At 60.9% G+C, this 17,494-nt stretch carries 15 protein-coding genes and 1 tRNA gene; 8 read left to right on the forward strand and 8 right to left on the reverse strand.

Annotated features, from left to right (window positions below):
• Positions 1-448 precede the first annotated feature (448 nt).
• From ACFOFO_RS25175 to ACFOFO_RS25210, 8 genes are all read right to left on the reverse strand, one after another.
• Positions 449-524 (reverse strand) — tRNA-Thr (locus ACFOFO_RS25175).
• Between the two features lie 104 nt (positions 525-628).
• The gene (locus ACFOFO_RS25180) at positions 629-1,630 is read right to left on the reverse strand and encodes a class 1 fructose-bisphosphatase (RefSeq protein WP_390322689.1); all 1,002 of its coding nucleotides are present in this window, start codon (positions 1,628-1,630) and stop codon (positions 629-631) included.
• Between the two features lie 26 nt (positions 1,631-1,656).
• On the reverse strand, positions 1,657-4,323 hold the full coding sequence (gene pepN, locus ACFOFO_RS25185) for an aminopeptidase N (protein ID WP_390322688.1): 2,667 nt from the start codon (positions 4,321-4,323) through the stop codon (positions 1,657-1,659).
• A gap of 169 nt (positions 4,324-4,492) precedes the next feature.
• A complete protein-coding gene (locus tag ACFOFO_RS25190; protein WP_390322687.1) occupies positions 4,493-5,821 on the reverse strand; it encodes a DUF1631 family protein in 1,329 nt (442 codons plus the stop codon).
• A gap of 181 nt (positions 5,822-6,002) precedes the next feature.
• The gene (locus tag ACFOFO_RS25195; protein WP_390322686.1) at positions 6,003-6,149 is read right to left on the reverse strand and encodes a hypothetical protein; all 147 of its coding nucleotides are present in this window, start codon (positions 6,147-6,149) and stop codon (positions 6,003-6,005) included.
• Positions 6,150-6,170: 21 nt separating this feature from the next.
• A complete protein-coding gene (locus tag ACFOFO_RS25200) occupies positions 6,171-7,145 on the reverse strand; it encodes a quinone oxidoreductase family protein (protein ID WP_390322685.1) in 975 nt (324 codons plus the stop codon).
• Between the two features lie 149 nt (positions 7,146-7,294).
• Entirely contained in the window at positions 7,295-8,224 is a 930-nt protein-coding gene (locus ACFOFO_RS25205; RefSeq protein WP_390333378.1) for a DMT family transporter, read from the reverse strand.
• A 392-nt stretch (positions 8,225-8,616) separates the two neighbouring features.
• Positions 8,617-10,176, reverse strand: a complete 1,560-nt coding sequence (locus tag ACFOFO_RS25210) for a helicase HerA-like C-terminal domain-containing protein (RefSeq protein WP_390322684.1) — start codon at positions 10,174-10,176, stop codon at positions 8,617-8,619.
• Positions 10,177-10,275: 99 nt separating this feature from the next.
• On the opposite strand from ACFOFO_RS25210, the gene ACFOFO_RS25215 reads away from it, so the two are divergent.
• The 8 genes from ACFOFO_RS25215 to rng all read left to right on the forward strand — a co-directional run bounded on the left by ACFOFO_RS25215 (position 10,276) and on the right by rng (position 17,488).
• Positions 10,276-11,001 carry a YebC/PmpR family DNA-binding transcriptional regulator gene (locus ACFOFO_RS25215; RefSeq protein WP_390322683.1) on the forward strand — a complete coding sequence of 242 codons (726 nt, stop codon included), beginning with the start codon at positions 10,276-10,278 and terminating at the stop codon, positions 10,999-11,001.
• Between the two features lie 176 nt (positions 11,002-11,177).
• Positions 11,178-12,455, forward strand: coding sequence for a phosphoribosylamine--glycine ligase (gene purD / locus ACFOFO_RS25220; protein WP_390322682.1), 1,278 nt, complete (start codon positions 11,178-11,180; stop codon positions 12,453-12,455).
• A gap of 100 nt (positions 12,456-12,555) precedes the next feature.
• Entirely contained in the window at positions 12,556-13,464 is a 909-nt protein-coding gene (hemF, locus tag ACFOFO_RS25225; protein ID WP_390322681.1) for an oxygen-dependent coproporphyrinogen oxidase, read from the forward strand.
• Complete coding sequence (locus ACFOFO_RS25230; RefSeq protein WP_390327892.1) at positions 13,455-14,117, forward strand: nicotinate-nucleotide adenylyltransferase; 663 nt, start codon at positions 13,455-13,457, stop codon at positions 14,115-14,117. The genes hemF and ACFOFO_RS25230 overlap by 10 nt, the downstream gene beginning before the upstream one ends.
• 4 nt (positions 14,118-14,121) lie before the next feature.
• Positions 14,122-14,805 carry a ribosome silencing factor gene (rsfS, locus tag ACFOFO_RS25235; protein WP_390322680.1) on the forward strand — a complete coding sequence of 228 codons (684 nt, stop codon included), beginning with the start codon at positions 14,122-14,124 and terminating at the stop codon, positions 14,803-14,805.
• Positions 14,806-14,817: 12 nt separating this feature from the next.
• Positions 14,818-15,288 carry a 23S rRNA (pseudouridine(1915)-N(3))-methyltransferase RlmH gene (gene rlmH, locus ACFOFO_RS25240; RefSeq protein ID WP_390322679.1) on the forward strand — a complete coding sequence of 157 codons (471 nt, stop codon included), beginning with the start codon at positions 14,818-14,820 and terminating at the stop codon, positions 15,286-15,288.
• Between the two features lie 53 nt (positions 15,289-15,341).
• The gene (locus ACFOFO_RS25245) at positions 15,342-15,962 is read left to right on the forward strand and encodes a Maf family protein (RefSeq protein ID WP_390322678.1); all 621 of its coding nucleotides are present in this window, start codon (positions 15,342-15,344) and stop codon (positions 15,960-15,962) included.
• Between the two features lie 62 nt (positions 15,963-16,024).
• On the forward strand, positions 16,025-17,488 hold the full coding sequence (gene rng / locus ACFOFO_RS25250) for a ribonuclease G (RefSeq protein ID WP_390322677.1): 1,464 nt from the start codon (positions 16,025-16,027) through the stop codon (positions 17,486-17,488).
• Positions 17,489-17,494: the final 6 nt, after the last annotated feature.

Here is a 17,494-nt window from a genome sequence, read left to right on the forward strand (position 1 = left end):
AGTGATTCGCGCAAACAGCCGGTTAAGCGGCAAACAGAATGCAACACTACACTAGATTATCAAAGCCGATTGAAACGATCAGATCCCACTTCGAAAGCTCTTCGTAATCCAGGAACACCTTTACGCCTTCCATCCGTCTAAGTCCCGGAATGGCATCGCTGCCGTTAAGCATTCTCGACATCAAAGCCCTTTCGTGCAGCCCGATCTGAGGTCCATTTGTTTTCATTGCAATAACTGACGGTAGGAAAGCGAGCGCTGGCGTGAGGGAAACATACCAGCACCAATTTGGAAGCCCGCAGCCGAAAGGTTAGCGGGCTTCTTTTTTCCGCGTTCCCTCGTATTGACCAAATTGGGTTACACAGTGGTTACATGGAGCGACGAACGAAACAGAAATGAAAAAAGGATTACAAGCCGAAGCCTGTAACCCTTTGATTTTTATTGTTATTCCTGGTGCCGTTGGCCGGAATCGAACTGGCGACCTTCACATTACGAATGTGCTGCTCTACCAACTGAGCTACAACGGCACGACTTCTACAAAACTCTTGTCAGAAGCGAAGACGGGATTCTACCAGCTAGTTGCAGATTGTGGAAGTGTGCGGGTCGCGCACAACCCGCAATCCCTTCCTGATCAAGCCTGGTGGTAACTGGTCACCAGCTCGACTTCCGCCTTCGAGCCCAAGAACACCGGAACCCGCTGGTGCAGCTTTTCCGGCTGAATGTCCATGATCCGCTGCTGGCCGTTGGTAGCTGCGCCGCCGGCCTGTTCGACGATGAAGGCCATCGGGTTGGCTTCGTACATCAGGCGCAGCTTGCCCGGCTTGTCCGGTTCGCGCTCGTCGGCCGGATACATGAAGATGCCGCCTCGATTGAGGATGCGGTGCACGTCGGCCACCATCGACGCGATCCAGCGCATATTGAATTCCTTGCCACGCGGACCGGTGCCGCCGGCCAGCATTTCGTCGATGTAGCGCTTGACCGGTGGCTGCCAATGGCGGGCGTTGGACGCATTGATCGCAAACTCCTTGGTCTGGTCCGGGATCTGCATGTCGCGCTGGGTCAAGACCCAGGACCCCATCTCGCGATCGAGGGTGAAGCAGTTGACGCCGTGACCGGTGGTCAGCACCAGCACGGTTTGCGGGCCGTATACCGCATAACCGGCGGCGACCTGCTTGTTGCCCGGTTGCAGGAAATCTTTCTCGGTCGGCGTTTGCATGCCCTCGGGCGCCTTCAGCACCGAAAAAATGGTGCCGATCGAGACGTTGACATCGATGTTGCTGGAGCCGTCGAGCGGGTCGAACAACAGCATGTATTCGCCCATCGGGTAGCGGTGCGGGATGAGATGGATGGTTTCCATCTCTTCCGATGCCATCGCGGCCAGATGACCGCCCCATTCGTTCGCTTCGAGCAGGATCTCGTTGGAAATCACGTCGAGCTTCTTCTGCACTTCGCCCTGCACGTTCTCGCTGCCGGCGGTGCCGAGCACGTCGCCCAGCGCGCCCTTGCCGACCGCGTGACTGATGGTCTTGCAGGCGCGCGCGACCACTTCGATCAACAGCCGCAGCTCGGCCGGGATGGTGTTGTTCAGTCGCTGTTCTTCGACCAGATGTTGCGTGAGACTGATGCGTTTCATGTTCGTCCTTTACTTGTCTATGGCGCTCAGGCGGCCAGCGATTTTGACACGACTTCCTGCACGTCTTTCGACAGCTTCTTGCTGTTCGCGACCTTTTGCAGCGCCAGCAGCATCAGCTCCTGCGCCTTCGGTGCGTACTTGCGCCAGCGATCGAGGCTGCGTACCAGGCGCGCGGCCACTTGCGGGTTGATGGCGTTGAGCGCGATCACCTGCTCGGCCCAGAACGCATAGCCGGAGCCATCCGCCGCATGAAAGCGCGCAGGATTGGCGTTGCAGAAGCTGAAAATCAGGCTGCGCGCACGATTCGGATTCTTCAGCGTGAAGGCCGGATGCGTCATCAGCGCGCGCATTGCGGCGACGTCGGTGGCGTGCGCCATGCCTTGCAGCATGAACCACTTGTCGATCACCAGCGGCTCATTCTTGAAGTCCTTGTAGAAACGCTTCAGCGACTTGCTCGCTGCCTTGGTCGCCGCTTTGGATTCGGCATTCAGCAGGGCGCTCAATGCCGCCTGGCGGTCGGTCATATTGTGGGCCGTATCGAACTGCGCCAGCGCAAGCTGGCAGGTCGATTCGTCGGCCCATTCCAGCAGATAACTCAGCGCCAGATTTTTCAGACCGCGCTTACCGCTGGCCTCTGCATCGGGGCTGTACGCGTCCGGCGTCAGGTTGGTTTCGTAGGCATTCAGCAATTCTGTCCTCAGACCTTGCGCCACCATGCCGCGCATGAATTGACGCGCGGCGTGAATCGCTTGCGAATCGACCACGCTGAACTGCTCGGCCACCATCGCTTCCGACGGCAAGGTCAATACCAGTTCGCGGAAAGCCGGGTCGAGCGTGTCGTCCATCAGCACGCCGCGCAGCGCGTCGATGAACATCGGGTCGAGCGTCAGCTGCTCGTTGTTGCGCGCGGCATCGGTGAGCTTGACCAGGCGGCGCATCGCCAGCCGCTGACTCGCTTCCCACCGGTTGAACGGATCGCTGTCGTGCGCCAGCAGCAAGGCCAGCTCGGCGTCGCTGTAGTCGTATTCCAGCACCACCGGCGCCGAGAAGTCGCGCAGCAGCGACGGCACCGGTTGTTCATTGACCTGGGTGAAGCGGAAAGTCTGCTTTGCCTTGGTCAGTTCCAGCACCAGCGTGCCGGCAACGCCCGCGCTGGCGCCATCGTCGCAGTGCAGCACCAGGTCCTTGCCTTCGGCGTCCAGCAGGCCGACCGCCACCGGAATATGGAACGGCAATTTCTTGGCCTGTCCCGGCGTGGCCGCGCAGGTTTGCGACAGCGTGATCTCGAAGGTCTTCGCGAGAGGATCGTAGCTGGTTTCGGCCTTGACCTGCGGTGTGCCGGCCTGGCTGTACCAGCGCTCGAACTGCTTCAGGTTGCGGCGATTGGCATCGGCCATCGCAGCGCGGAAATCGTCGCATTCGACCGCCTGGCCATCGTGACGGGCGAAATACAGGTCCATGCCCTTGCGGAAACCGTCACGCCCGACCAGGGTCTGGACCATGCGCACCACTTCCGCACCTTTTTCATAGATGGTGACGGTATAGAAATTATTGATTTCGACATACGAATCGGGGCGTACCGGGTGCGCCATCGGACCCGCATCTTCGGCAAACTGAACCTGGCGCAGCAGCCGCACATCTTCGATCCGCTTGACTGCGCGACCCGATGCGGTGCCCACCATGTCGGCCGAGAATTCCTGATCGCGGAACACGGTCAGGCCTTCCTTCAGCGACAGCTGGAACCAGTCGCGGCAGGTCACGCGATTGCCGGTCCAGTTGTGGAAGTATTCATGGCCGACGACCGACTCGATGTTGGCATAATCGACGTCGGTCGCGATGCGCGGATTGGCCAGCACGAACTTCGTGTTGAAAATGTTCAGGCCCTTGTTTTCCATCGCGCCCATGTTGAAGTCGCCGACCGCCACAATCATGAAGCGGTCCAGATCGAGCTCCAGGCCGAAGCGCTCTTCGTCCCAGCGGATGCTGTGCTTCAGCGATTCCATCGCGTGCTGGGTCTTGTCCAGATTGCCTTTCTCGACCCACACCTGCAGCAACACCTTGCGACCCGATTTCAGCTGGTAGGTTTCTTCCTGGCACACCAGTTTGGCGGCGACCAGCGCGAACAGGTAGGACGGTTTCTTGAACGGATCTTCCCATTTGGCGTAGTGGCGGCCATCGCCCAGATCGCCCTGCTCGACCAGATTGCCGTTCGACAGCAGCACCGGATACTTCTTCTTGTCGGCGCGCAGCATCACGGTGTATTTCGCCATCACATCGGGACGGTCGGGGAAGAACGTGATCTTGCGGAAGCCTTCGGCCTCGCATTGGGTAAAGAAATTCCCGTTCGATACATACAGGCCCATCAGCGAGGTATTTTTCTCGGGATGCGTCAGCGTTTCGATTTCCAGCACGACCTGATCCGGCGCATCGGGAATCTGCAGGATGCCGCCCTGCAGGGTGTAGCCGCGCTTGGTCAGCAGCTTGCCGTTCATGCGCAATTGCACCAGTTCCAGCGCTTCGCCGTTGAGCACGATATTCTGGTTCACGCTGTCCGGATTGCGCGTCATTGTCAGTCGCGTCGCGACCCGGGTCGTAATCGGATCAAGATCAAAACCGATATCGACTGTATCAACAAGAAAGCTCGGTGCTGTGTAGTCTTTACGGTAAATCGCCTGAGGTAGGTCTGTACGCATGAGTAGGGATCGAAATGTGGAAAGGTAAGAGCGGCATTTTACCAATTAAACTGCCAGCGCCAGCAGAATGTCATTCATCGCTGATTGTGCAATTAAATTGCATCAAAGATCAGGATCGATACCGACGGTCGGGCACCCAATGCGGCACCGATTAATCCGCCGCCTGGATTTAACCGACGCTGGGCATGCCGCGCAAGGCCCGATCGACTACCGGCGCCGGCAGCACGAAATGCGCGGCCTGACGGCGCAACATCTGCGCCAACTCGTCGACACTCACCGTGCAGTGCTCACCGCCCTGACGGTCGGAGAAAATCAGCAGGCTGCGCAATGGGCTGATCCACGCCAGCCTGCGTTTGATCGGCACGCCGTGGCCGGCGAAGGTGACCCAGGCTCCCGGCTCCAGTGCGCTCACGCGTTGCGCGAATTGGTCGAATGGCGCGGCCCGCCGTTCTCGCGCGTGCTTGTCGAGCCGTCGTTCGCTGGCTTTCTGCGCGATATTGACGGCATTTTCAATCTGCAGGCGCGGCGACAGTTCAAACGCGGTGCGCACGTTGGAGGCGTGCCGTTCCGCCAGTTTGGAGAAGAACAAGGTTCGCTCGCTAGCGTCCCAGTCGAGCCCATTCAGCGCCGCGTTCAGCGCCGCGTTCAGCAGCGCCAGCATGGCCGGCAGTTTCCCGATCAATTCCTTGCGTTCGGCCGCCGTGTTCTTCGGCTTCACGCTCCAGATCAGTTCGTCCATCGTGCTCAAGGCGCGCTCGAGTAGCGCCGGCTGCGCATGCTGCACGCGATACGCGTGCGCCAGGATCGGCAACCATTTGGTCTCCAGAAATTGCTCGACGAAACCGGCCACTTCGCCGCTTTCGATGCGGGTCGCGACATCGGTCTCGGCGCGGTCATGCGCGCGCGTCATTTTTTCCTGGCGCAGTGCGGCGGCGATCGGTGCGCGCAATGCGTCCTGCACGGCGCGTTGCTCGGCGGCGATGAAGCATGCGATGTCGGCCACCAGCGTCGAGAACAGCGCGATCTGGCGATCGAATTCCTGCTGCAGCCGGGCGGCCAGGCGCTGGATCAATTGATACAGTGGATCGTCGCGGCCGCGCACAGGGTCCCAGTCGACACCTGCGCTGACCAGCGTTTCGAGCAGGCACCGGGCCGGATGGTCTTGCCGGAAGAAAAAATCCTTGTCGATCAGTGCCGCTTTCAGGGTCGCGATTTGCAGCGGCGCGACCAGGTTGCGGATCTCGGCAGGGATATTGCTATCGCTGAAAATGAGATCGAACACCCGCGCCACCAGCTCGACACTGTTGTTATCGCTCTCGGTCAGCATGCCGGCCGGCGCCTGATCCCTGATCTGGCGCAGCACGGCGCGGGCCGGGGCCGGGACCGGCGCGTCCGGCCCGCTGTCGGTCGCAACCGGTGCCTGCCGCTGCAACCGGTCGAGATAGGCCAGCAGCGCGACATTGAGATCGCCGCCTGCCTGCTGAAATTCCGTCGTCATTGCTGGGTGGTCACCGTGGTGTGCCCGTCTATAGGGTGCCTCTATTAATTCAAATTCCGAGTCGTTCCAGCGAACGCTGGGACAACAAACCAATTAATAGAGATACCTATAGTCTTTCATGGCCGGGAGTTCGGCCATCATTATAGAGCGGCGGCGCGGCGTGGATAGTGTCAGGATAATGTCAGGAGAAATACGCCTGCGAGCCGAAGGTGACCGCGACCACCAACATCACCGCCAGCAACAGCACGATCAGCAGCCGGCCGAATTTTGGCTGGCCATCGGTGTCACGCTGGTGTTCAAGCTTGGGGTCTTTTGCGGGATGTGTCATCGGTCTGCCTCAGGGAACAATTCAGGGAACAAGTATGCTGGAGCCGGTCGTCTTGCGCGACTCCAGGTCGATGTGCGCTTGCGCCGCATCCTTCAACGCATAGCGCTGGTGGATCTCGATCTTGATCTTGCCGCTCTCGACCATCTCGAACAACTCGTGCGCCCTCGCCTCCAGATCCTCGCGCTTGGCCACGTACGAGAACAGCGTTGGCCGCGTGATGAAGAGCGAGCCGCGCGACGCCAGTTCGGACAACGCAAACGGCGGCACCGCTCCGGACGCATTGCCGTAACTGACCATCATGCCGCGCGGCTGCAGGCAATCGAGCGAACCGATGAAGGTGTCCTTGCCGATCGAGTCATACACCACCGGCACGCCCTTGCCGCCGGTGATCTGGCGGACCCGTTCGACAAAATTCTCCGTGTTGTAGTTGATGACGTGGGTGCAGCCATGCGCCTTCGCCAGCGCCGCCTTGTCAGCCGAGCCGACGGTGCCGATCATGGTCACGCCCAGCGCGCGCGCCCACTGGCAGGCGATCAGGCCGACGCCACCGGCCGCGGCGTGGAACAGCATGGTTTCGCCGCTTTTCAGCGGATAAGTGCTGCGCAGCAGATATTGCGCGGTCAAGCCCTTTAGCATCATCGCGGCGGCGGTGTCGAAGCCGATTGCATCCGGCAGCTTGACCAGCACGTCGGCCGGCAGATTGCGCAGTTCGGCATAGGCGCCGCTACCGCGCGCGGCATAGGCAACGCGATCGCCCGGCTGCAGATGCGTGACGCCGGCACCGACCGCCTCGACGGTACCCGCGCCCTCGCCGCCGAGACCAGCCGGCAAGCTCTGCGGATACAGGCCGGTGCGGAAATAGACGTCGATGAAATTGACGCCGATCGCGGCGTGCCGTACCTGCGCTTCGCCGGGACCGGGGGCAGCGACCGCGACGTCGACATATTCCATCACTTCCGGTCCGCCGGTTTTGCTGATCCTGATTGCTTTTGGCATGGTGAATGTCCTTATGCTGAGCTGAGTTTAATCGGATTCCATCGGATTCTAATGCGCATATTGTCCTAACAAACTACGGAGTATATGTTCAAGTACATTTAATTATGCGCGGATGCAGAGATTGATTATGTGAGTATATGGCGGCGCCGTTATGCCTTCTTCGTCGACAACAGATAAATCCCGGTCAGCACCAGCGCCGTGCCGAGCAACTGCCAGCCGGTGATCGGTTCGCCCAGCACCAGCGCGGCCAGGAACAGCGTCGACACCGGGCCGATCATGCCGGCCTGCGACGCCGTCGGCGCGCCGATCCGCACCACTGCCACCATGGTCAGAAACACCGGCATGATGGTGCAAAAAATGGCATTGACCAGCGACAACCAGTACACAGGCATCGGCTGCACCAGCATCGCGGCTGGCCGCAGCACGAAGAATTGGGCGATACAGGCCGCGCTCGAGACGCACATCGCATACGCGACCAGCCGCGTCGAGCCGATGCGCTTAACCAGTTCGCCGGAAAAAATCAGGTATAGCGCGTAGGACGCCGCCGCCCCCAGCACGAACAGCGCGCCAAGCGCGACATTGCTGCCGCCCGCCTTCAGGTCATGCAGGAATACCAGCACGATACCCAGGTAAGAGGTCGCCAGCGCCAGCCATTCGACGCGGCTGACGCGTTTTTTCAGAAAGGTGGCGGCGATCAGCAACACGAAGGATGGCGTCAGGAACAGGATCAGCCGCTCCAGCCCGGCCGTGATGTACTGCAGGCCAAGAAAATCGAGAAAACTCGACAGGTAATACCCGATCAGCCCGAGACCGACCAGACGCCAGCGATCGGCCACCGACAGCGGCGGCGCATGGCGCATCTGCCACAACGCCACCGCCGCGAACACCGGCAATGCGAACATCATTCGAAACGTGATCAGGGTGACCGCATCGATATGATAACGGTACAGCAGTTTGGCGACGATGGCCTTGGTGGAAAACAGGATGGCGCCGGTGATCGCGATCGACAGCCCGACCAGAAAAGCCTTGCGCTGCGCCGCATCGGTCGGCGTGGCGGCAATGGGAGCGGAGGAAATCATGGAGCAGATTGTAAGGCGGTTTGGCGATCGCTGCCGGGGGCGGGAGCGTTATGCATGGTTCGCAGAGGCTCGTTCAAATCAGAAAATCGGAGGAGTATTGGCAATAATATAGATTCAAGCCCTAACAATCATTGGGACTTTAAAAATACTGCGCCTAGTATTATTTCAGCCATTCATGGGCGCTTGGTTGGCAAGGCACTTTGCGAGCAAACGACGCTGGGCCCCAGCGCGGCCGCTGGCCAGCAAGTAGGATGGGTGCAACCCATCATTGCGGATGTGGATGATGGGTTACACCCATCCTACCGTGCCACCCCATCCCAACCTTGCCTTGCCCCAGCAGGGGAAAGGCGCGAGCGGCCCTATCAAGCAACGATCTTCACGCACAGCCGGAGCTATCGCTTCAGAATCGACCCCAGCACACCGCGGATGATCTCGCGCCCGACCTGCGAGCCGATGCTGCGTGCGGCTGACTTGATGACGGCCTCGACCACCGTGTCCTTGCGCCGCGCGATGCCGCTGCCGCCGAACAGGCCGCCCAGCGCATCCCGAAACGAATCGCCCAGCGATGGCCCGGCCGGCGCTTGAGGCGCTTGCCGGGCTTGCGGCGATGGCGGCGCGGCCGGCGCCGGCGCATCGGCAGTGCCGGACGACGCGGGCGGTGCCGGCTGGCGCGCCGCCACCCTGCCCTTGATCTTTTCATAGGCCGATTCGCGATCGACCGTGGTCTCGTAGACACCGGCCACCAGCGAGCCGGCGATCAGCTGTTTGCGCTCATCCAGCGTGATCGGGCCGATCTGCGACGCCGGCGGCAGCACGAAGGCGCGCTCGACGATGCCTGGCCGGCCCTTTTCATCGAGAAACGAGACCAGCGCCTCGCCGACTTCCAGCTCGGTGATCGCGGTGGCAGTATCGAGCGCCGGATTGGCGCGGAAGGTCTGCGCCGCGGCCTGCACCGCTTTTTGGTCGCGCGGCGTGTAAGCGCGCAGCGCGTGCTGGACCCGGTTGCCGAGCTGGCCGAGCACGGTATCGGGGATGTCGAGCGGGTTTTGCGTGACGAAATAGACGCCGACGCCCTTTGAACGGATCAGCCGCACCACCTGTTCTATTTTTTGCAGCAGCGGTTTCGGCGCTTCGTCGAACAGCAGGTGCGCCTCGTCGAAGAAGAAGACCAGCTTCGGCTGGTCGAGATCGCCGACTTCCGGCAAATGCTCGAACAGTTCCGACAGCAACCACAACAGGAAGGTCGAGTACAGCCGCGGCGCATTCAGCAGTTTGTCGGCGGCCAGGATATTGACCACACCGCGGCCTTGGGCGTCGGTCTGCAGCAGGTCGTCGATATTGAGCATCGGCTCGCCGAAGAAGCGGTCGCCGCCCTGCTCGTCGATCCCGATCAAGCCGCGCTGAATGGCGCCGATGCTGGCGGCCGAGATGTTGCCATATTCGGTCTGGAAATCGGCTGCGTTGTCACCCACGTGCTGCAGCATCGTGCGCAAATCCTTGCTATCGAGCAGCAACAGCCCGTGATCGTCGGCGATCTTGAAGACCAGCTGCAGCACGCCTTCCTGGGTGTCGTTCAGATTCAGCATGCGCGCCAGCAACAGCGGGCCGAGATCGGAAATGGTGGCGCGCACCGGATGGCCGAGTTCGCCGAACACGTCCCAGAACGTCGTCGGGCAGCCGGCCCAGGCCGGTTCGGCGATGCCCAGCGTTTCGATGCGGGTCTTGAGCTTCGGCGTCAGCGCGCCGGCTTTTGCCAGGCCGGACAGATCACCCTTGACGTCCGCCATGAAGACCGGCACGCCAATCTCGGACAAAGCCTGCGCCATGACTTGCAGCGTGACCGTCTTGCCGGTGCCGGTGGCGCCGGTGATGGCGCCGTGGCGATTGGCCAGCGCCGGCAACAACACCAGTTCCTGGTCGTTGTTTTTGGCAATCAAAAGGGGTTTGGGCATGGGTTTATGCGCTTTTCGGTGATTTTTGCGGAATTTAGGGGTGGAACGCTATGGTAAAATCTGGAACTTATTATAGCTAACTCGTAAGAAAGATTTGCCATGGCTGGACACAGTAAATGGGCCAATATCAAACATAAAAAAGCCGCCACCGATGCCAAGCGTGGCAAGGTCTGGACCCGCTTGATCAAGGAAATCACAGTCGGCGCCCGCATGGGCGGCGCCGATATCGCGGCCAACCCGCGGCTGCGGCTGGCGGTTGAAAAGGCGGCGGACGCCAATATGCCGAAGGAAAACGTGCAGCGCGCGATCCAGCGCGGCAGCGGCAGTCTGGAAGGCGTCAACTACGAAGAAATCCGTTACGAAGGGTACGGCATCGGCGGCGCCGCGATCATCGTCGACTGCATGACCGACAACCGGGTGCGCACGGTGGCCGAAGTGCGCCACGCGTTCTCCAAGTTTGGCGGCAACATGGGCACCGAAGGTTCGGTCGCATTCATGTTCAAGCACTGCGGCCAATTCTTCTTCGCGCCCGGCACCAATGAGGACGCGCTGATGGAAACTGCGCTCGAGGCCGGCGCCGAGGACGTGATTGCCGACGACGAAGGCGGCTTTGAAGTGCTGTGCCCGCCGCACGATTTTTCGGTGGTCAAGGAGAAGCTGGAAGCCGCCGGCTTCAAGGCCGAAGTCGCCGAAATCGTGATGAAACCGAATACCGAGACCGTATTTACCGGCGAAGACGCGCTCAAGATGCAAAAGTTGCTCGACGCGCTGGAGAACCTGGACGACGTGCAAGAGGTCTACAGCAACGCGATTATTGAGGAATGACAAGATTCGCCCAGCACCGGACGGGCATGCTGATTCTTGCGTTTCTGGCGAGAATTTCTGACCACTCGCGGCCTCCACCATCGGGTTCCGCAGCACCATTTGTAGCCACCCGTCGTTGCCACCCTTTGTAGCCGCGCTGCTCACCGAACAGATAGACAACCGATAGACGCAATCTCATGAAAATTCTGGTAATCGGCTCAGGCGGCCGCGAACACGCCCTGGCCTGGAAAATCGCTCAATCCGAACGGATACAGGTGGTCTATGTTGCCCCCGGCAACGGCGGCACCCAGCTCGACCCGCGTCTGGTCAATGTCGCCATCGACGACCCGGTCGCGCTGGCCGAGTTCGTGCAAAGCGAGCACATCGCGCTGACCGTGGTCGGGCCCGAAACCCCGCTGGCGGCCGGCATCGTCAATGTATTCCGCGATCGCGGCCTGAAGATCTTCGGCCCGACCCGCGAGGCGGCACAACTGGAAAGCTCGAAGGATTTCGCCAAGGCCTTCATGCAGCGCCATGCGATCCCGACTGCCAAATCTCAGACCTTCTCCGACGTCGCTGCCGCGCATGCCTACATCGATCAGAACGGTGCGCCGATCGTGATCAAGGCCGACGGCCTGGCTGCCGGCAAGGGCGTGGTGGTCGCAATGTCGCTGGATGAAGCGCATCGGGCGGTCGACATGATGCTGTCCTATAACAAATTGGGCGATGCCGGCGCCCGCGTCGTGATTGAAGAGTTCCTGGCCGGTGAAGAAGCCAGCTTCATCGTGATGGTCGATGGCAAGAACATTCTGCCGCTGGCCACCAGCCAGGATCACAAACGCCTGAAAGACCACGACGACGGTCCGAACACCGGCGGCATGGGCGCCTATTCCCCGGCGCCGATCGTGACGCCGGCGCTGCATGCGCGCGTGATGCGCGAGATCATCGATCCGACCGTGCAGGGCATGGCGAAGGACGGCATTCCGTTTTCGGGTTTCCTGTATGCCGGTCTGATGATCGACGACCAGGGCAATCCAAAAACGCTGGAATTCAATTGCCGCATGGGCGACCCGGAGACGCAGCCGATCCTGGCGCGCCTGAAAAGTGATCTGCTGTCCGTGATGGAACATGCAGTCAACGGCACGCTCGATAGCGTCGAACTGGAATGGGACCGTCGCACCGCGCTCGGCGTGGTGATGGCTGCGGCCGGCTACCCGGATGCGCCGCGCAAAGGCGATGTCATCTCCGGCATACCGGCCGAAGCGTCCGATTGCGTCACATTCCACGCCGGCACCACGATGGTCGAAGGGAAATTGAAAACTTCCGGCGGCCGCGTGCTGTGCGTGGTCGGTCTCGGCGACAGCGTCAAGATGGCGCAGAAGGTAGTGTACGATGCGGTCGACAAGATCCACTTCGACGGCGCCCAGTACCGCGGCGACATCGGCTGGCGCGCGATCAAGCATCACGGTCATTAATTAGTTACCAACGGACCGATGCATTATCGGTCCGTTTTCACCGCCAGACACGGCCACCGCAGTCCGCCGTGTCTTTTTCATCCCCGATTCGAGTCAGCTGATGTCGTCGCACCCCGATCCTTCCACCGTTAAGACCTATCTGCTGGCGCTGCAAGCGCGCATCGTCGGTGCGCTCGAACAACTGGACGGCAAACCGTTTGCGCGTGACGCGTGGGACCGGCCGGAAGGCGGCGGTGGCATCACCCGCGTGATCGAGGACGGCAATGTGTTCGAACGCGGCGGCGCCAATTTTTCACACGTCACGGGCAACAGCCTGCCGCCGTCGGCCGCGGCCGGGCGGCCGGAACTGGCTGGACGCAGCTGGGAGGCGATGGGCGTATCGCTGGTGCTACACCCGCGCAACCCGTATGTGCCGACGGTGCACATGAACGTGCGCTTTTTTACCACCAGCGCAGCAGACGCGGAGCCGGTCTGGTGGTTCGGCGGCGGCATGGACCTGACGCCTTACTACGGCTTTGAAGAAGACGCGCGGCATTTCCATCAGAGCTGCAAGGATGCATTGACCCCATTCGGCGCCGACCTGCATCCGCGCTTCAAAGAATGGTGCGACGAGTATTTTTACCTGAAACATCGCAAGGAAGCGCGCGGCGTCGGCGGCATTTTCTTCGACGATTTCAATGCGCTCGACTTCGCCCACAGTTTCGCGATGATGCAAAGCGTCGGCGACCGCTTCCTGGACGCCTATCTGCCGATTCTGCAGCGGCGCCAGGCGATGCCGTACGGCGAGCGTGAGCGCGACTTTCAGGCCTACCGGCGCGGCCGCTATGTCGAATTCAACCTGGTATACGACCGCGGCACGCTGTTCGGGCTGCAATCCGGCGGCCGCACCGAATCGATCCTGATGTCGATGCCGCCGCTCGTCAAATGGCGCTACGACTGGCAACCGGACACCGGTAGCAACGAAGCGCGGCTGTACAGCGACTTTTTACCGCACCGGGACTGGGTCTAGTGAAACCGTGTGTTGCCCTGCTAGGCGGCAGCTTCGACCCGGTTCATAACGGTCACATTGCACTCGGCGTTTTTTTCGGACAACTGCTGCAGGTCGACCAGCTGCGCGTGATCCCAGCCGGCAATCCGTGGCAAAAGCAAGGGCTGCAGGCGTCGGCGGCCGACCGGGTTGCGATGCTGCAGCTCGCGTTTGCGACCCAGCCGCTGCCGTTTGTGATCGATCAGCAGGAAATCGCGCGCGCCGATCACACCAGCTACACCATCGACACGCTGCGCGCGATACGCACCGAACTGGGGCCGCAAGCCTCGATCGTGTTCCTGATGGGCGCCGACCAGCTGCAGCAATTTCACACCTGGCGCCAGTGGCAGCAGCTGTTCGACTACGCGCATATTTGCGCCGCGTCGCGGCCGGGCTTTTCACTGGAAGCGGCACTGTTGCCGTCGACGGTACGGCAGGAATTTGCCCGCCGCGCCGCCACGCCGCAGCAGATCCGCGCCGCGCCGCAGGGACTGACTTATCTGGCAACAAACCTGGCGGTCGATATTTCGGCCACAGACATCCGTACCGCATTGCGTGACGGTCACAAGCCAATCTCGCTTGTGCCGCCTATAGTGCTAGACTATATTGAACAACATCATCTATATAAAAGCTAAATAAATGGACATCAAGAAACTGCAAACCCTGGTTATCGACGCGCTGGAAGACGTCAAGGCCCAAGATATCCTGTTGTTCGACACCGTGCATCTGACCAGCCTGTTCGACCGCCTGGTGGTCGCATCCGGTACCTCGAATCGTCAAACCAAGGCGCTCGCGGCGTCGGTACGTGACAAGGTCAAGGAAAACGGCGGCCACATCATCGGCATCGAAGGCGAAGACACCGGCGAATGGGTACTGGTCGACTTGGGCGACATGATTGTCCATATCATGCAACCGGCAATCCGCGCCTACTACCGGCTGGAAGAAATCTGGGGCGACAAGGAAATCAAGCTGGGCGCCGCCAAACGTGTCTCCAAGCGCACCGCGTCCGAGCCAATCGACGGCGCCGACGCGCCGAAAAAAGTAGCACGGCATCTGACCGTCAGCCAGGCCACGACCGACGACACACCGACGAAAGCCGTACGCAAGCCTGCCACCCGCAGCGCCACGACCAGCACGAAGGCCAAGACCGGAACCGCAGGCAGTGCGCCGGCGCCGAAAAAGATCGTCAAAAAAACCGGCACTGCGGTCAAACCGGTCGGCAAAACTGTGAAGGTCGCCGCCACCAAGACCGCCGTCGCCAGCGCCGCTGCCAAAAAAGCAACAGTCAAGCGCGCCCCTGCCAAGACCAAAGCCGCCGAGTAAGCAGGCTCCACGATGCAGCTCATCATCGCTGCAGTCGGGCACAAAATGCCGGCCTGGATTGAAGACGGGTTCGGCGAGTATGCGAAACGCATGCCGCCGGATTGCCGCATCCATCTGAAGGAAATCAAACCGGTCGAGCGCTCCGGCAGCAAGACTGCAGAAACCGCGATGGCGCTGGAACGCAGCAAAATCGAAGCGGTGTTGCCGAAGGGTGCGCGCATCATTGCGCTGGACGAACGTGGCAAGGATGTGACGACGATGCAGTTGTCACAGCTGCTGACGCAGTGGCAGCAGGACGGCCGCGACGTCGCTTTCATCATCGGTGGCGCCGACGGACTCGATCCCGAGTTGAAAAGTCGCGCCGACAATTTGATACGTATTTCAAGCTTGACCTTGCCGCACGGCATGGTTCGGGTATTATTGGCCGAACAATTATACCGAGCCTGGTCGATTACCCAGAATCATCCCTATCATCGGGTCTGATATTCTGCCCATCGAGGCTTCGAGACAGCCAGGCCACCACTGATGAGAGCACGATGAAACCAGCAGATCAAAAAATATATCTGGCATCGAAGAGTCCGCGCCGGCGCGAACTGCTACGGCAGATCGGCGTCGATTTCATCCTGCTGATGTTGCGCGATCAGGGACCGCGCGGGCCGGATGTCAGCGAGGAAATGTATGCCGGCGAAGCGCCGGAAGACTATGTGGTGCGGGTCACGCATGAAAAGGCCGCCGCCGCCTGGCAGATCCTGTTGGCACGCAGATTACCGCAGCGGACAATTCTTGCCGCTGACACCACCGTGGTGCTCGACGGCGACATCCTCGGCAAGCCTGCCGGCCGCACAGAGGCAGTCACGATGCTGCAGAGCCTGTCCGGACGCACGCATCAGGTCTTGACCAGTGTCGTGGTGCACCATGACGGCGAGGCGCAGCAACTCACCCAGACCTCGACCGTGACCTTTGCAGCGCTGTCGGATGACATGATTCGCGCCTACTGCGCGACCAGCGAGCCGTATGACAAGGCCGGCGGCTACGGCATCCAGGGCTTGGCGTCGATGTTCATTACCGACATCACTGGCAGCCACTCCGGCATCATGGGCCTGCCCTTGTTCGAAACCGCACAATTACTGAAACAGGCCGGCATCAAGCTGCTGTAGGCCGCCTGTCCACACCCAATATTCAACGCCAGCCCGACTGCGGCGCGCGTGAACGGAGTTGCATGAACGAAGATATTCTGATCAACATCACCCCGCAGGAGACGCGGGTCGCGCTGATCCTGCAAGGTGCGGTGCAGGAATTGCACATCGAGCGCACCCTGTCGCGCGGCCTCGCCGGCAATGTGTATCACGGCAAGGTGGTGCGGGTGCTGCCCGGCATGCAATCGGCCTTCATTGACATCGGGCTCGAGCGTGCCGCGTTTCTGCACATCGCCGACATCTGGGATGCGCGTTCGCACGACGGCCAGAACGCGCCGCCGACTCCGATCGAAAAGATGCTGTTCGACGGCCAGGCCATCACGGTCCAGGTCATCAAGGACCCGATCGGCACCAAGGGCGCGCGGCTGTCGACCCAGATCTCGATTGCCGGCCGCATGCTGGTCTACCTGCCGCAGGATTCGCATATCGGCATCTCGCAACGGATCGAGAATGAAGCCGATCGTGAACTGCTGCGCAGCCGCGTACAAAGCATGCTGCCGCCCGAGGAAAAGGGCGGCTACATCGTGCGCACCATGGCCGAGGACGCGTCGGACACCGACCTGCAATCGGACGTCGATTACTTGCGCAAGACCTGGGGCGTGATCAGCCAGACCGCGCGCAGCAAACCGGCGCCCAGCCTGCTGTACCAGGATCTGAATCTGGCGCAGCGGGTATTGCGCGACTTCGTGCATGACGAGACGGCCAGCATCCAGGTCGACTCGCGTGAAAATTTCGTCATGCTGTCCGAATTCGCCGCCGCGTTTACCCCCAGCGTGCTGACCCGCCTGCAGCATTACACCGGCGAGCGGCCGCTGTTCGACCTGTACGGCGTCGAGGATGAAATCGAACGCGCGCTGGGACGCCGCGTCGACCTCAAATCGGGCGGCTACCTGATCGTCGACCAGACCGAAGCCATGACGACGATTGACGTCAACACCGGCGGTTACGTCGGCGGCCGCAATTTCGACGACACCATTTTCAAGACCAACCTGGAAGCGGCGCACGCGATCGCGCGCCAGCTGCGGCTGCGCAACCTGGGCGGCATCATCATTCTCGACTTCATCGACATGGGCAACACCGAGCATTGCAGCGCCGTGCTGACCGAGTTGAAGAAGACCCTGTCGCGCGACCGTACCAAGGTCTCGGTCAGCGGCTTCTCGGCGCTCGGCCTGGTCGAGATGACGCGCAAGCGCACCCGCGAATCGCTGGCCCACATCCTGTGCGAGCCCTGTCCCGCCTGCAGCGGCAAAGGCATGGTCAAGACTTCGCGCACGATCTGCTACGAAATCCTGCGCGAGCTGCTGCGCGAAGCCAAGCAATTCAACCCGCGCGAATTCCGCATCCTGGCCTCGCAGCTGGTGGTCGATATGTTTCTGGAAGAAGAATCGCAACATCTGGCGATGCTGGGCGACTTCATCGGCAAGCCGATCTCATTGCAGGTGGAAACCGGCTATCCGCAGGAGCAGTACGACATCATATTGATGTAATGGAAT

Origin of the sequence: Pseudundibacterium arcticum (genome assembly GCF_042646465.1) — a bacterium.
Classification (GTDB): Bacteria; Pseudomonadota; Gammaproteobacteria; order Burkholderiales; family Burkholderiaceae_D; genus Undibacterium_A; species Undibacterium_A arcticum.

Bases quoted from the DNA above. Each gene is read 5' to 3' on its own strand.
- purD (WP_390322682.1), top strand. From the start codon at position 11,178: ATGAAAATTCTGGTAATCGGCTCAGGCGGCCGCGAACACGCCCTGGCC.
- hemF (WP_390322681.1), top strand. From the start codon at position 12,556: ATGTCGTCGCACCCCGATCCTTCCACCGTTAAGACCTATCTGCTGGCG.
- ACFOFO_RS25215 (WP_390322683.1), top strand. From the start codon at position 10,276: ATGGCTGGACACAGTAAATGGGCCAATATCAAACATAAAAAAGCCGCC.
- ACFOFO_RS25190 (WP_390322687.1), bottom strand. From the start codon at position 5,821: ATGACGACGGAATTTCAGCAGGCAGGCGGCGATCTCAATGTCGCGCTG.
- rsfS (WP_390322680.1), top strand. From the start codon at position 14,122: ATGGACATCAAGAAACTGCAAACCCTGGTTATCGACGCGCTGGAAGAC.
- rlmH (WP_390322679.1), top strand. From the start codon at position 14,818: ATGCAGCTCATCATCGCTGCAGTCGGGCACAAAATGCCGGCCTGGATT.
- ACFOFO_RS25210 (WP_390322684.1), bottom strand. From the start codon at position 10,176: ATGCCCAAACCCCTTTTGATTGCCAAAAACAACGACCAGGAACTGGTG.
- ACFOFO_RS25245 (WP_390322678.1), top strand. From the start codon at position 15,342: ATGAAACCAGCAGATCAAAAAATATATCTGGCATCGAAGAGTCCGCGC.
- ACFOFO_RS25200 (WP_390322685.1), bottom strand. From the start codon at position 7,145: ATGCCAAAAGCAATCAGGATCAGCAAAACCGGCGGACCGGAAGTGATG.
- ACFOFO_RS25195 (WP_390322686.1), bottom strand. From the start codon at position 6,149: ATGACACATCCCGCAAAAGACCCCAAGCTTGAACACCAGCGTGACACC.
- ACFOFO_RS25205 (WP_390333378.1), bottom strand. From the start codon at position 8,224: ATGATTTCCTCCGCTCCCATTGCCGCCACGCCGACCGATGCGGCGCAG.
- pepN (WP_390322688.1), bottom strand. From the start codon at position 4,323: ATGCGTACAGACCTACCTCAGGCGATTTACCGTAAAGACTACACAGCA.
- rng (WP_390322677.1), top strand. From the start codon at position 16,025: ATGAACGAAGATATTCTGATCAACATCACCCCGCAGGAGACGCGGGTC.
- ACFOFO_RS25180 (WP_390322689.1), bottom strand. From the start codon at position 1,630: ATGAAACGCATCAGTCTCACGCAACATCTGGTCGAAGAACAGCGACTG.